The organism is Mucilaginibacter achroorhodeus (genome assembly GCF_007846095.1).
Classification (GTDB): domain Bacteria; phylum Bacteroidota; class Bacteroidia; order Sphingobacteriales; family Sphingobacteriaceae; genus Mucilaginibacter; species Mucilaginibacter achroorhodeus.
Genome location: NZ_VOEI01000002.1, coordinates 203,082 through 216,981, shown reverse-complemented (window position 1 = coordinate 216,981; position 13,900 = coordinate 203,082). Strand labels below are relative to the sequence as shown.

Annotated in this window: 13 protein-coding genes and 1 pseudogene; 10 read left to right on the top strand and 4 right to left on the bottom strand. The window is 41.8% G+C overall.

All coding sequences use genetic code 11. The features are described 5' to 3' along the window. Positions 1-15 precede the first annotated feature (15 nt). The 3 genes from FPZ42_RS06900 to FPZ42_RS06890 all read right to left on the bottom strand — a co-directional run bounded on the left by FPZ42_RS06900 (position 16) and on the right by FPZ42_RS06890 (position 3,270). Positions 16-336 carry a DNA-binding protein gene (locus FPZ42_RS06900; RefSeq protein WP_186458705.1) on the bottom strand — a complete coding sequence of 107 codons (321 nt, stop codon included), beginning with the start codon at positions 334-336 and terminating at the stop codon, positions 16-18. 287 nt (positions 337-623) lie between these two features. Then, complete coding sequence (locus FPZ42_RS06895; RefSeq protein ID WP_146269763.1) at positions 624-1,280, bottom strand: response regulator; 657 nt, start codon at positions 1,278-1,280, stop codon at positions 624-626. Continuing rightward, positions 1,273-3,270 (bottom strand): sensor histidine kinase, encoded by a 1,998-nt coding sequence (locus FPZ42_RS06890; protein ID WP_146269762.1) that lies wholly within the window; start codon positions 3,268-3,270, stop codon positions 1,273-1,275. Before FPZ42_RS06890 ends, FPZ42_RS06895 begins: the two co-directional genes overlap by 8 nt. Before the next feature lie 203 nt (positions 3,271-3,473). Between FPZ42_RS06890 and FPZ42_RS06885 the strand changes: the two genes are divergently transcribed. From FPZ42_RS06885 to FPZ42_RS06845, 9 genes and pseudogenes are all read left to right on the top strand, one after another. Further along, positions 3,474-3,956, top strand: a complete 483-nt coding sequence (locus FPZ42_RS06885) for a hypothetical protein (RefSeq protein WP_146269761.1) — start codon at positions 3,474-3,476, stop codon at positions 3,954-3,956. A gap of 47 nt (positions 3,957-4,003) precedes the next feature. After that, entirely contained in the window at positions 4,004-4,450 is a 447-nt protein-coding gene (locus FPZ42_RS06880; protein WP_146269760.1) for a hypothetical protein, read from the top strand. An 81-nt stretch (positions 4,451-4,531) separates the two neighbouring features. Next, positions 4,532-5,074, top strand: coding sequence for a hypothetical protein (locus tag FPZ42_RS06875; RefSeq protein ID WP_146269759.1), 543 nt, complete (start codon positions 4,532-4,534; stop codon positions 5,072-5,074). 23 nt (positions 5,075-5,097) lie between these two features. Further along, positions 5,098-5,751 (top strand): hypothetical protein, encoded by a 654-nt coding sequence (locus tag FPZ42_RS06870; protein ID WP_146269758.1) that lies wholly within the window; start codon positions 5,098-5,100, stop codon positions 5,749-5,751. A gap of 43 nt (positions 5,752-5,794) precedes the next feature. Beyond that, a pseudogene (gene bla / locus FPZ42_RS19475) lies at positions 5,795-6,665 on the top strand (subclass B3 metallo-beta-lactamase). Positions 6,666-6,848: 183 nt separating this feature from the next. Beyond that, positions 6,849-7,172 carry a hypothetical protein gene (locus FPZ42_RS06860; protein WP_146269757.1) on the top strand — a complete coding sequence of 108 codons (324 nt, stop codon included), beginning with the start codon at positions 6,849-6,851 and terminating at the stop codon, positions 7,170-7,172. 172 nt (positions 7,173-7,344) lie between these two features. Then, complete coding sequence (locus FPZ42_RS06855; RefSeq protein ID WP_146269756.1) at positions 7,345-8,190, top strand: GLPGLI family protein; 846 nt, start codon at positions 7,345-7,347, stop codon at positions 8,188-8,190. An 8-nt stretch (positions 8,191-8,198) separates the two neighbouring features. Continuing rightward, entirely contained in the window at positions 8,199-10,874 is a 2,676-nt protein-coding gene (locus FPZ42_RS06850) for a carboxypeptidase-like regulatory domain-containing protein (RefSeq protein WP_146269755.1), read from the top strand. A gap of 201 nt (positions 10,875-11,075) precedes the next feature. Beyond that, positions 11,076-11,717, top strand: coding sequence for a TetR/AcrR family transcriptional regulator (locus FPZ42_RS06845; protein ID WP_146269754.1), 642 nt, complete (start codon positions 11,076-11,078; stop codon positions 11,715-11,717). 375 nt (positions 11,718-12,092) lie between these two features. Here FPZ42_RS06845 and FPZ42_RS06840 read toward each other — a convergent pair whose 3' ends face one another. Then, on the bottom strand, positions 12,093-12,653 hold the full coding sequence (locus FPZ42_RS06840) for an RNA polymerase sigma-70 factor (protein WP_146269753.1): 561 nt from the start codon (positions 12,651-12,653) through the stop codon (positions 12,093-12,095). 167 nt (positions 12,654-12,820) lie between these two features. On the opposite strand from FPZ42_RS06840, the gene FPZ42_RS06835 reads away from it, so the two are divergent. Then, positions 12,821-13,876, top strand: a complete 1,056-nt coding sequence (locus FPZ42_RS06835; RefSeq protein ID WP_146269752.1) for a FecR family protein — start codon at positions 12,821-12,823, stop codon at positions 13,874-13,876. Positions 13,877-13,900 lie beyond the last annotated feature (24 nt).

Genomic DNA, 13,900 nt, shown 5'->3' with positions numbered 1-13,900 from the left:
ACGTGTGACAAATGCCTAATCCAAACGATCACTTAGCGATAGCGGAATAAAAAATTTACTCGCTGAGCGGGTGAGGTGCAAAAGGATATTTTTCTTTTGCCCTTCAAGGACCTTGACCATGTCCTCGTACTTGTAATAGATGATGCCGCAGATACTGTAGGCCAGCTTTCCCTTCAAGCACAGGTCCTGCAGGGTAACGTTCGAGATCTTCAGCAGGTTCTTCACCCGGTAGCTTTTTAGCCATTTCTGCTCGCCGAATTGCGGCTTGCCGGTTAAATCTTTTATCATCCCGAAAAGTTCTTCTTTGAAGCGTTCGAGGTCTTCCCTGGTGATCATTTCCACATTCACTTTCTACAAGGCGTCAACAGAAAAATCAATATGGCTGATATTAGCTTCATAGAAAGTCAGGGGAATGATCTCATAATCAGCTTTGCCTCAATAAAAACACAATCACTGAGTTTTAGAAAAATTTTCAACAACGGGTTTGTTAGAGTCCATCGATTTTTTATCATCAATTCACAACACGCAACCGGTTAAAATAATTCCGAAATCGTCATGGGCACAAATGTCGTCCCGGTTGGCCGTAGTTTCAGGACTGAATTTGTAACTATCTATTCTCGTGATCATTGATTGATCCATTTTGCCGAACCTGATAAAAGTTGTTGTTGGGCAGCCGCCATCACCAGTTCGGCTACATTCTTGACACCGAATTTTTGGATGAGGTTTTTACGATGTGTGTCTACGGTAAGCGGACTCAGGAAAAGTTCCTGCCCGATCACCTGGCTGGTTTTACCTGCCGCGATGAGGCCCAAAATCTCCTTCTCACGACGGGTGAGACGAGGGGCGCCCTGCATTTCGTTTCTGTCGGGCCGGCTAATGATTTCCATGACCTCTTTGCTATAACAAATATTGCCTATAACGGCCTCCGCTATACAGTGCCGTAACTCATCAATGGAACTGTTTTTGAGTAAATAACCACTTGCACCATTCTGTATGGACTGCATGATGATGCTACGTTCGGTATGATTGCTCAGAATGAGGATCCTGGTGGATACCGATATTTCTTTTATCTTCTTACAAAGTTCTATTCCACTGATATCAGGCAGGGTCACATCCAGCAGGATCAGGTCAAGCGGCTGAGCAGACATATAAGCTAAAAGGTCAGCCCCGGTGCAAAATCCCTCAGTTATCCTTAGATTCTCTTCGTTGGCAAGTAAGGTCTTTAACCCCTCAATTACTATCGGATGGTCATCCACAATAGCGGTAAGCAGTTCAAGCATACTCGTGAGTGTTTAATTCAATATTAACGGTTGTACCTTCGTTGATGACAGAACGTAGTTCAAACCTGCCTCTCAAGTAACTTACTCTGTTCTTCAGGTTCTCCAACCCCATACCCTTAAGGCCTTTTAAAATTTTGGTGTCGAAACCGATGCCATCATCCTCCACAGTGATGAAAAAAACCGAACCATTTTGGCTGCATTGTATCAGCACATTTTTCGCGTTTGCATGTTTGATCGCGTTTGATAACAATTCCTGAATGATGCGATAGATATTGAGCTGCACGTTAAGGGTAATACTTTTTTCGATAGAAAGGGTTTGCAGATCAATATGCAGCCCGTCGCGCATGTGAAACTCACTGAGGTCTTTGATCGCCACTTCCAGGCCAAACTTCAATAGCGTTTCGGGTAACAGGTTGCGGGCTATGCGACGTAGTTCTGTTACAGATGTATCTAACTGTCCGATGATACGAAACAATTCTTTATCTTGTGCAAACTCGTTGTTGGTACTGCTAAGGCCGGACAATCCTATTTTTACACCTGCTAACATGCCACCAAGGCCGTCGTGCAGGTCGCGAGCCACACGTTCGCGTTCATTCTCCTCGCCATCGAGCATTGCTTTGGCGATGTGAAGCTGCTGTTTTTGTTCCATTTCGATCAGTTGCTGCCTGTAATTAATCTCCTTTTGTGCCGCGAGTTGCCGATTGCTTCGTGCATTCAACAACACTGCCGTCAGAATAGCGAGCAGGCTTAAGCACCCACTTCCTAGGAGCCAGTTGAATAGCTTTTCGTTTTTGCTTTTTAATTCAGTTTGCCGGTTTTTGGCTTGCAGTTCAGCTATCTTTTTTTGGCTCTCCACAGAACGATATTTAGTTTCCAGTTCATTTATTTTAACTTCTAACTGCTTATTATGCATGCTGTCGGTCAACTGCTGATGTTTATTTTGCCAATCATAAGCCTCCTGATAGTTACCCATCAACTGATTGGTTTTAGCCAACTCTCCGTAAACCATCGCTTTATCGTTTGCACTGATTAACATCGTACCTTCCTTTGCGATGCCTAACAAAATACCCCTGGCTTTAGCATAGGCTTTTAAATGCACATAAGCTTCATAGTTGCGAAACAAAAGCTGCTGAAGCATTTGTTTCTGATTGTACTTAGTAGCCAATACAATACCTTTATCCGCACTTGCAATGGCTTCTTTGTATGATTCAATAGTGGTGTGATACAGCGCTTCGTTATAATAATACAAAGTGTAATTTAGCGAACCCGGATAGGGTGTTAATAATGCCTTTGCCTTTTGCAGCAGTTCTTTTGCAGCAGTGGTCTTTACAGCGTAACAACCAATGCTCACTCCGTTAAGGTAAGCCAATAGCAAGTTGGTAGATTTAGGATCTTTTTTCTCCAGCACGGCGATCGCTTTTTCATTATAAAAGTTAGCTTTCGCAAACTGGTAGTTATTCATCAATATGGTAGCGAGCTGGCTATAGTAAAAGGCAACCATGGTCTGGTCACCGGCTTTTTCAGCATATGGAAGTGTCTTCTGGGTTGTGATGCCGGTAATGAATTCGTATCCTTTGCCGCGGTTCATGATCGCGTAATTATACCAGGCTGCTGCCAGCTTACCATAAGCTTGCGGTGTGTGAAAAGCCGCAAGTTTTTGCTGAGCTGTTTTAAAAGCTGCGGAGGCTTGAGTAGTGTTACAGTTAAAATAATATTGCCCCTCATAAAAGTATGTTAAAGCCTTTAAATAGGGCGAACTGCCTGCTAATTGCTTGCCGCGCATTAAGAAAGTCTTACTTTTAATCGTATCCTTAAATTTCCAATATTCCACCAGCATAAAACTGGCAACCGCTCTGCTGCTGTCTGTACGTGCAGATCTTAATAGTGTTTCCAAACTGTCTACATGGCGTTTCTCATTAAGTGGCACCTGCTGCTGTGCGCTCGTATTAAGAACAGAAAAAACAAGCAAGCAGATCAGGCGTAATTTCATGGAGTAACATTAATTTATGTTTAGCAGTCGAAGCTTACGTAATCCTCAAATATCGACCTTAAAAACCAAACCAGCTACATAACGGGCATTTGCAGGTATGAAATACCTAAAAATGAGGAGAAAAAAACACACCATTCATGGGATTTCATATGAGTTATGACTGAGATAATTTTGCAGTCTATCTATCATCTAAATTGAAAACCATGAAAAAAAAAGCAATTTTAAGAAACTTGTTAATGGCCGTCTCTTTATGCGGCTTTATTTCTACACTTACGTCATGTGGTAAAAAAGACGCCAATGAAAATCCGCCATCAAACGGAGGTCGTACCGCAAAATTTACGGTAACCGCTACTGGCGCACCTGAATCAGCCTATTTGTCTTTTGTAGTGGTAGGGTTGACCAACAACCCCTCCGATGCAACAGTTTGGAAAGTAAATGGAATCGTACAAAATAACCAAAGTACGGTAAGCCTGGGCAAGAACGATTTTAGTGGAAACACTAATACTTATGTTATTGAATCTGTAAAACCGCTTTCCAACATCAGTGTAGGTATTCAATGCTTAAGCCCGGGCAACGAAGCTTATAAAGTAAGTTATAAAGCAGAAGTCAACGGTGAGGTAAAAGAAGACATTAACGGCTTTACGGTGACGAAGTCTGCAGATCTTACCAAAGACTACACTTACTAATATAAACCGGTATCATCCAATCATATTAACATCGAAATCAATCAACTATGAAAAAGATCATGATCATTTTCGCAGGCATGCTATTCTTTAGCCCAAGGTTTGCAAGCGCCCAGGCTATCTTAGATAAAATGGACCGGGCAACAGATAAAGCTGACCGCGCAGGCCACACTGCGGACCGTACCAAAAGTACCGGCGAAAAAATACTGGGTTTCTTCGGGAAGAAAAAGGATGGAACAGCTACAGAAAAAACAACCGTAAAAATTGCCGGTGTTAATTTTTCTACGCTTAAAGCTATTAATGATAAGTTACAATCGGCAAAGGGTGTTCAAAGCACAAAAATGAAGTTTAAAGCATCCGGTTCTTCCATTGTTTTAGAGCACTCCGGGTCTACCTCAGATATCCTAAAGTCATTACAGAAAGCCGCACCTGATGTTTTTGCAGAAAAGAACATCGACGGCATGGACGACGGCGAAATATCCGTAAAGGTAAATTAAAGTCTAACCCTTATTTATTGCTATTAATGCCTGTACGGGTAAATTTCGTTTACCCGCACGGGTATTATCACATCACCATTTATGAAAAACAAGCTATCACGAAAACGTTTTGCCTTCATTGCGCTACTCGCCATCGCATTTTGCAGTTTTATTTCCTGTAAAAAAAGCAGCGGCGATGCCAACGGAGGGCAGGAAATATACATGTCCTGCAAAATCAACGGAACCCTCCACGAGTTTAATTACCACGTTAACGCCAACGATAAACCTGCTACCGATACGGTACACTTTGTTGTAATTGGCGGTTGGGAAAAACCGGATATGGTTACCGGCTTTGGTATCGATATGCAGATAGACAAGGGCGCTAAAGAGGGATCGTATGTTTCTAACAGCGCAGCAAGATTACTGCTATCGGGCAAATATTACATCCAGCAAATGAAAGACGGAAAAATTCTGGGTACAACCATATATAATGGTGGCGACGTTGACGGCAGCAATTTCACCATGACTATCACCAGCTTAACCAAATGGGGCGTGAAAGGCACATTCTCCGGCAAGTTACGATTATTGACCGGGGACGAATACCTGACGGTAACTGATGGGAAATTTTCGGCACCATATAACTGATTTAACATTTCAATAAAAAGAAAATGAAACGATACATTAAAATCATAACTGCACTTACTTTTTTTGGTATCATACTTTTTAGCAGCATAACCCAAGCCCAGGATAAACCTTTTAATGAAGATTTCTCCTCGTATGAAATTGGTGCGTCGCCTCGCAGCATTAAAACCAATGGCGTAGCCATTATTATGCACCCGCAAGGACAAGATGGCAAATGGCTTTTAGTAAAAGATCAGGCTACCTACAAGCTTAATCGGTTAACAGCGTTTCCGGCACGTTTCATTCTTGAATTTGATGTGCTGGCCATGGCTGAAAGTATAAAAGATATTGCACCGGTTTGTTTTGGCTTTGTTAAAGACAATGCTGCGAGGGAACATCTGAGTAATGCGGGAGCCTTTATACAGCTGCATTATAGGGATGCTGACGCTGTGAATATTGGGAATTATGAACTCAAGAAAGAAACTGGTACCACGTTTGACCTGGCATCTACTACAAACAGACCATTGCACGTAAAACTGGATGTTGACGGAACACAAATGGCCGTTTATCTTGATGACACCAAACTTGCGGAAACTGAGCTATTCGCTCCAAAAGCCGCCAAATACTTTTATTTTAGTGGCCCGTGGCAATATGATAACGGTAGTAAACTGTTCATCAGCAATATTAAAACTACGTTGTAAAACGCCCGGGGAAGGTATATTTACGAAAAGCAAATCAACAATTATGAGGAAGGTCTTGTTCATTTTTGTGTTGCTAACAGTTGTAGTAGCCAGTTACGCGCAAGTGGTGCGAGAGCCTAACGCAACAAAATATCCGGAATGGACAAGACCTATCGAACCGTTTAGAATAGTCGGAAACCTTTATTACGTGAGCACCGCCGACCTTGCATGTTATTTGATCACCACAAAAGCCGGCCATATCTTAATTAATACAGGCCTGGCATCTTCAGTGGTAAACATATTAAATAACTTCAAAAAACTAGGTTTTAAAATAAGCGATGTGAAAATATTATTGACCACGCAGGCCCACTTTGACCACTTGGGCGCTATGGCGGCAATAAAAAAAGTAACCGGTGCAAAAATGTTTGCTGATTATGCTGATGCACCAATTATTACCGATTGGAGGGTTGTCTGATTATGGCCTCGACGGTAAATATCGAACCTTCAAACCTGTTAATGTAGACCGTACCCTTCATAATGCTGATCACATCGTGTTAGGCGAAATGAATTTGACCATGCTGCATCACCCGGGACATACTAAAGGCTCATGCAGCTACCTATTCGATGTGAAGGACGAGAGCCGTATTTACCGAGTGTTAATAGCCAATCTGCCAACGATAGTCACCGAAAAAGATTTTAATGCCATACCAGCTTATCCGCAGATCGCTAAGGACTATGCTTATACTTTATCTGCTATGAGAAAGCTAAAATTTGACATCTGGCTGGCTGCTCATGGCTCACAATTCGACCTTTTTCGAAAGTATAATACTGCACAAAGCTATCGGCCATCAGTATTTATGGATAAAAAGAATTACGATCAGCAGCTCAAAGAGCTGGATATTGAATACCGAAAAAAAGTAGCTAGTAAAAAGTAGCTATAAGGGTCATATCTATAGCTGGCAAATCCGAGTGATCCACCGTCAAGATCAGACACAAATGGACCAATTTCCAAAAAGGGAAAAAAAATTAAACAATATCACACATATGTGACTTATATTTGTGAAGTGATGGATTTGGTCATCCATCCAGATCGAGGTTAAATAATCAAACAAAACATTATGAAAAAACTTTTTTTGAGCTTATTGTGCTCAGCGATCGGGATCAGTGCATTTGCTAAGGACCTGAAGATCAATGTTAAACCGGCTGCGCCAGCTGTTGTGGCAAAATCAAGCGCTAATGTGAATGATGTCCAAGTTTCCACCGAAAGACAAGCCAACGACATGTTCCGCAGGCAAATGGCCTTTGGATTTCGTGATAGCTGTGGAAAAGTTATGATCGTTTACGTTTCTGGAGGAAATAGCTTATCAGATGTTACGCTATGGAATGCGGCAGCGGATTACGCGGAGTCGCAAATGAATATGGTTACTGGTTGTTTTATATAAAACGATCTAAACTCCATTTACGACAAATTGCCGCCTGGCTGTTAGCCGGGCGGCAATTTAAGTGTTGCCCTGATCCATTTTTCGGCATGAGCTGCCGGATGGCAAAACCCATGTTCCATCAGGAGTCCAATGATCAGGCGATCAATTGCTAACTTATATCGATTTAAGATCTATGTATACTCGTTTTAATTTTTTAGTCGCTGCTATTTTCTATCTCCTGATCTGCGCCCTTGATCGTGAAAATGCCAAGGCGCAAGAAGGTAACACAGGACTAGCCCGGTATCATTTATCCCATATGCGTGATACTACTGAATCATCCATTTTTATTCAGGAAGATTTTCTGTTGGTATTTGACCAGCAGCAAAGCTTGTACACAAGCCAGACGCGCATCGATCAGCGTACTGCGCAGGCTGCCAATATTCAGCAAGCGATGAGTTCGGATGCTGGTTACATAGACATGGGCGTCATGAAGCTTACCACATCGGAAAAGATCTATGGTCATGATGAAGAAAAGGAACTATACACAGAAAAAAGGTTCGGACGTAATAAATATCTCATCAAAGAGCCGTTTCCAACGGTCAACTGGAAGATCGAAAGACAGACTAAAAATATTCTAGGCTATAATTGCCAGAAAGCTACAGGAGTTTGTAAGGGACGGCTTTATACCGCGTGGTTCACTACAGATGTTCCTGTTAATGCAGGGCCTTGGAAATTAAGGGGGTTACCGGGCTTGATCCTTGAGGCCTACGACGCTAAAGAACGTATCAGGTTCAACTGTACCAAGCTAAGTTTAGCAAATGCTTTACCTAAGGGTGTATCCTTGAAACTTCCTGAATCTGCCATCACCGCTAATGCCGCGGATTATAAACGAATGGAAAAAGCTTCGCAAGAGGGTTTAGATATGGGAGGTAATCTGACAGAAGATGTTCAGATAGATAAAACGACCTTAAATGGTGCCACCGTGAATCCCGCACGCAAAAAAGATGTTGTTAACTATCCATTAGAATTGGATAAATAGGCTGTGCTTTGATCCTTGGACGAATCCTGTCATTGATCGTGCTGCTTTTTTCCACCCTTGCGCTATCAGCCCAACAGAAGGCGTATATAAATGGGGTGGTTAAAGATAGTATAGGATCTCCTGTTGAAGGAGTATCGATTTCCATTTCAACCTTTTCTGGCATCGGGATAGGTTTTGCGAGAACGAACGAAAAAGGCGGTTTTGATATTACTTACGAAAACGACGGTGATCGAAAGCTGTTCATTAAATTTAATGCGTTAGGGTACAAACCGCAAACGCTACCGATCCCTGAGGCCGCGGCAGCACTGACCATCACGCTCCGGCGATCAGCGACGGCGTTACAGGAGGTCGTGGTCAGATCTAACAATAAGATCACGGTTTCGAAAGATACGCTGAAATATAACGTTAAAGCTTTCAAAGATCAAAATGACAGGGTAATTGCCGATCTGATCGCTAGACTTCCCGGCCTGCAGGTCGACGAAAAAGGTGGCATCAGCTATAATGGCAAGCGCATTTCGAATGTGTACATTGATGGCGATAATCTGTTGGATGGTAACTACCGGCTTGCGACCGGTAAAGTCCCAGTGAATTCAGTTGAACAAGTGCAGGTCATCGAACACGATCAGCCGATCAAGGCCCTTAGTGGTTATATAACAGCAGACGACGTATCACTCAATCTTAAATTGACAGATAGTGCGCGTATCACTACCATTAATAATGGATCTGCAGGTATCGGCAATAAGGTGTACACCGGAGAATTGACTAACCTGATCTTTCAGAAAAAGATCAAAACCATCAATAGCCTAAAAGGTAACAATAACGGGGAGAACCTGCAGGATGATAATGAAAATTTCCAGTCGTCTTTCAATAGTAATGAAGTGTCGCTTAAAAGCGCACTGCCTTATCTTTCCATGGCTACCGAAGTTTTGCCCACGGTGGATGAGCGATATTATCTCATGAATCATGACCTTTCAGGAAACGTCAACGCTTTATTGAAGACCGGCCGTGACTGGTCCTGGCGGATAAATGCAGCTTCCATTCAGCTCAAAAGAAATTTCAATTATCGTAATTCCGTCAATTACTTCCTGGCTAATTCCGATACGATACGTTACGAAGAGTTACAGGATCAAACTGAAAAACTCGATCATTGGAAAGTGCAACTTCAGGCTGAAAAGAACACTTCCTCTGTGTATTTAAGGTCCGTGACCAAATTAGATCTGCCCAAGTGGAGCAGAATAGGCAGAACTGCACAGAATGCGGTGTCGTTCGATCAGCAACAACCGAACAATTATCTATCTTTAGGTAATGAGACAGCCTTGGTAAAAGCCGTGGCCAAAGATCAGGTACTGCAATACAACAGTATCGTTCAATACTACAAAAACAGCGAGCAACTTTCGATCTCGCCTGGCGTTCAGCAAAACTTTCTTAACGACAGTATCCCTTATCTATTAGCCCAACAAGGAGTTCGGTCTACGAATATCTTTATCGATCAACATGCTAGCTACAAGATCAAGGTTGGTCGATGGGTCGGGTCTGTTTCTTCGGGAGCATCCGTTGATCATGACCGGCTTTCCAGCGCTCTGCTTAAAATGGACAGTACACGCATCTTTAAGCCAGTTGGATATCGCTTTGCGAATGATCTTAATTTTGATCAGCTGGTGTTTTATGCAAAGCCGTCGGCCACTTATCTTACCGATAAAAATTCTATTTTAGTAGAAGCCCGTCCGGCATATACGGTCATCAAGTACAATGATGCGAACGCATTAAATGCTAAGAGCAGCTACTTTCTGTTCAATCCGCTTATTGAATTCCGTCAGCATTTAAATAATTATAGCGAGCTGGAATTGAGGTATAAACATGAGACCGTATTTGGTCAGATCAATGATATCTACACAGGTACTATCCTCGTTAACTACAGGCAATTAAATTACAATGCAGCTCCGCTTCCTCAGAAAGGAATGAGCTCATATAGTGCGAGATATAGCTACAGAAACCCGCTGCATATATTGTTTTACAATATCTATTTCGGTTATGATCGTACCGCTCAGAACTTTATCAGTTCTTATGTCATTACCAACGGACTCACCAGGTCCACAGCTATCCCTTTTGATAATAAAACCGATAACTATACGCTAAACACTGGTTTTTCAAAGTACTTGTTCTTTATAGGTTCACAGCTATCGGCTCAAACCAGCTTAAGTTTACAAAAAGGTAATGCTTTCTATAACGATCAGATCACCCCGTATAAGAATTACCGATTTAATGCAGCCCTTAGCGCTCAAAAAAAGTTATCTAAAAAGATGACCCTGCGGTTAAGTGGAGAATTTGGTACAGGGACCAACCTCCAGCGAACGTTTAGCGACACGGTAATTCGCAATTCAAACTCTCGTCAGAAATTCAAAGCGGCATATAGCCATCAACTCACAGCAAATTTGTCTTATACGATATCCTACCACCACATGGCATATAGGCAATCGCAGAGGGCTGTCATCAAGAACGATTTTTTAGAGATCGGTTTGAGATTCTTGCCAAACAAATGGCGTGGTTATTTTGAACTGCAGGGTCTTAATTTGCTTAATGAAAGAACATATCAACAGATCATTAGCACAACTAATCAACTTTCTGTTTTTGAAATGCCGTTAAGGCCAAGGACACTCATGATCAAATACTTCTTTTCGTTTTGAAAAGTTCAGCCTTAAATTTGGTAAAGCTTTCCCCCTCCCAATGGCATAAGCGTAAAAGGGATATTTTTCCTATGCAATACTAAAATACTTCACCGATGCATACCTATCGTAAAGGTCAGGTCGCAAACGATGTATCCCATCATTTTCATTCTATCAGCGTCTTTCGTTACATTTATCCGATCGCAAAAATGGTATATAGAGATGGAAAGAAAAGCTATTGATGGGCCTCAAAGAAATAAAGCACGCACCAAGGCCAATATTTTGAAGGCAACGGGCAAGATCCTCAAAGAGGATGGCTTTTCAAAACTTAATGTTGCCAGGATCGCGGATGAGGCCAAAACAGACCGAAAGCTTATCTACAATTATTTTGGAAATCTTGATGGCCTTGTTAAGGAATATCTGGAGAGCCACGATTACTGGAAGATCCAAACGGAAGATATTGGTGATGTGATCCAGGCAAACCTGCATGATTCAGGTAAAACCCTTGCTACTGAGGTGCTGGTCGATCAACTCAGCAGTTTGTTAGGTAATGAAGAGATGCGCCAGATCATTACCTGGGGACTAAGTCAAAGATCTTCTCATCTAAAAGAATTGGATCTGAAGAGAGAAACCGTTGGTAATGAGATTCTTGCCGCTGTAATAGATGATAGGTTCAAAGATGGTCCTGTGAACTTCAGAGCCTTATACGCTTTATTAATGGGAGGGGTATATTACCTTACGCTCCACGCAAAGATGCTTGAGAACACTTTCTGCGGGATAGATATTCAAAAAAGGTCAGGGCAGGAGGTCATAAAAAAAACAATCATAGATGTTATCGATCTTATTTATGCGGATATGAGATAGCTAATTACTTTATTAATCTGCTCAAGACGCACTTTGTAATGTAGACAAGTTAAATCAGGAATTTAATGATTACTATGCTGAATTATGAAATTTTAGCGGTAGTTGGCAGCGCATGTTTGATGTCATTCAATCAGTATCTGGTTGAATTTTGGGTGCGAAGCTTCTTCCACCGTATTCGATCAAGATAATTAAAGCGGGGGCAAAACTGGGTCAGCCGATCTCTGTTAATGAAAAAGCTGACCAATGATCCTAAGACAAAACACGGCGCCTTGATTCTAGGGAATGACCAGGGCAGCAGCCATGACATCCGATTTTGAATTTTAAAGGCGCGAATCGGTCATGTTTGCGCGTGTAGTTTTTATCACGTAACGTTTATTATAACCAAACTGAATAATCGTTCTTTAAAGCCTGACGTAGCTTGGCAAATGCAAGCGTCATATGCCGTTCTACGGTTTTCTCGGAGATATTGAGCTGTTCGGCAATCTCTCTATATTTAAAATGCTCATAACGGCTCATGCAAAAAACCATTTTACATTGGGTCGGCAATTCATTTACCGCCGATCTGATTCTTTCACCAATTTCTTTGTCATGATAAGCGCGCTCAAAATTTTCGGCTTGCAAATTCAGTAAATTATGACGTTGAAGATAGTCTAAAAAAAGGTTTTTGGTTTCCTGATGCTTGAAATGATTCAGGCAGCGATTCTGGATCATCTTATACATATAAGATATTAATGATCCTGTGACATTTAATTCTGATCTCTTTTCCCAAAGCGTGGTAAATGCATCATCCGTGATATCCCGAGCGATCTCCATGTCGTTCAGCATCTTGTTTGCAAAAAGCGTCATCAACCGGTAGTGACTTTTGAATAATGATTCAAAAGCTTTATGATCGCCTGACCGCAATCTGTCATATAGGGAATCTTGATCTTTCTGCATGAAGGACACGCCAGTTTCGCAAGCACAATATAATAATACCGGTGTAATTATTACCAAAATAAATAATAAAATCGGGTCATTCTGAATTTTTCGCAATAAATCACCATCAAATGCACAAAAATCAAAATAACATTGGGGGTATATAAAAGTTCAGTTGTCTTAGGATTATGATGCACGACGACAACATCGATGAGTTACTGATTCGATACATCACCAATGAGGCCACCTCGGCTGAGAGCGCGTATGTAAGTAAATGGATCAATTCCCATCCCGAAAATGAACAGCATTTTGCTCAGCTTTACGAGCTATGGCATCAGGCTTTGGTCACTGATTATGCCTCAATTAATACGGACCAGGCCTATGAAGAGTTCCGGAAGCAACACCTCAGTAAGCCGGTCATCAACAAAAGCAATTTGTTTTACAGTGGCTTTGCATTTGCTGCCTTGTTGATTTTGGCATTTGGCATCTGGATATTTTCAGCTCGTAAGTTCCCGACAGAGGGTGAAGTAAAATTAGTAGCATCAAAGGGAAAAAGCAGAGTTTTTAAGTTATCAGATGGAACGAAAATCTGGTTGAACGGCGGTTCTGTTCTGACCGTAGCGAAAGGTTTTAACGCCGTGAATCGTACGGTTTCATTGTCCGGGGAAGCATTTTTTGAGATCGAGGGTAAGAAAAGCAAATTGCCATTTCTGGTCAGAACAAATAAATACGCGATCAGGGACATCGGAACTCAATTCAATATCAAGGCATATCCTGAAGACGATACTTTTGAAGCTTCCGTCGTCCAGGGTGAGATATCAATTGAAAACGGGTTGTCAAAAAACAATGAATATAATCGCATTTATTTAAAAGCGCATCAGGTTCTCAGCGCTTCGTCTGATCGATCTAAAAATGCTGATACCAAATTGGAACAACCAGATGGCCGGTTTCAAAAGATCCGGATCGTCCAGATACAGCCCGAACAGCAAGTCAATTTTGTCGGATGGAAAAACGATGTTCTTGCATTTGACGGCAATTCCCTTGAGGAAATCGCCAAGACATTGGACCGGCGGTTTGGGACCGTGATTGTTATTGAAAAGGAGCGTTTAAAGCAGATCAGATATTCCGGCACTTTCAAACATGCCCGTTCAGCCACAGAAATATTGGAAGTGATCAAGGAAACTACCGAAATCAACTATCATCAGAATGTGAATAATATTACGATAGGAGGTGTCGGCCTATGATCTAAATATACAAAAACAGCCCGG

Coding starts and splice junctions, on each gene's coding strand:
- FPZ42_RS06895 (WP_146269763.1), bottom strand. CDS start 1,280: ATGCTTGAACTGCTTACCGCTATTGTGGATGACCATCCGATAGTAATT.
- FPZ42_RS06880 (WP_146269760.1), top strand. CDS start 4,004: ATGAAAAAGATCATGATCATTTTCGCAGGCATGCTATTCTTTAGCCCA.
- FPZ42_RS06845 (WP_146269754.1), top strand. CDS start 11,076: ATGGAAAGAAAAGCTATTGATGGGCCTCAAAGAAATAAAGCACGCACC.
- FPZ42_RS06855 (WP_146269756.1), top strand. CDS start 7,345: ATGTATACTCGTTTTAATTTTTTAGTCGCTGCTATTTTCTATCTCCTG.
- FPZ42_RS06870 (WP_146269758.1), top strand. CDS start 5,098: ATGAAACGATACATTAAAATCATAACTGCACTTACTTTTTTTGGTATC.
- FPZ42_RS06890 (WP_146269762.1), bottom strand. CDS start 3,270: ATGAAATTACGCCTGATCTGCTTGCTTGTTTTTTCTGTTCTTAATACG.
- FPZ42_RS06835 (WP_146269752.1), top strand. CDS start 12,821: ATGATGCACGACGACAACATCGATGAGTTACTGATTCGATACATCACC.
- FPZ42_RS06885 (WP_146269761.1), top strand. CDS start 3,474: ATGAAAAAAAAAGCAATTTTAAGAAACTTGTTAATGGCCGTCTCTTTA.
- FPZ42_RS06860 (WP_146269757.1), top strand. CDS start 6,849: ATGAAAAAACTTTTTTTGAGCTTATTGTGCTCAGCGATCGGGATCAGT.
- FPZ42_RS06875 (WP_146269759.1), top strand. CDS start 4,532: ATGAAAAACAAGCTATCACGAAAACGTTTTGCCTTCATTGCGCTACTC.
- FPZ42_RS06900 (WP_186458705.1), bottom strand. CDS start 336: ATGATCACCAGGGAAGACCTCGAACGCTTCAAAGAAGAACTTTTCGGG.
- FPZ42_RS06840 (WP_146269753.1), bottom strand. CDS start 12,653: ATGCAGAAAGATCAAGATTCCCTATATGACAGATTGCGGTCAGGCGAT.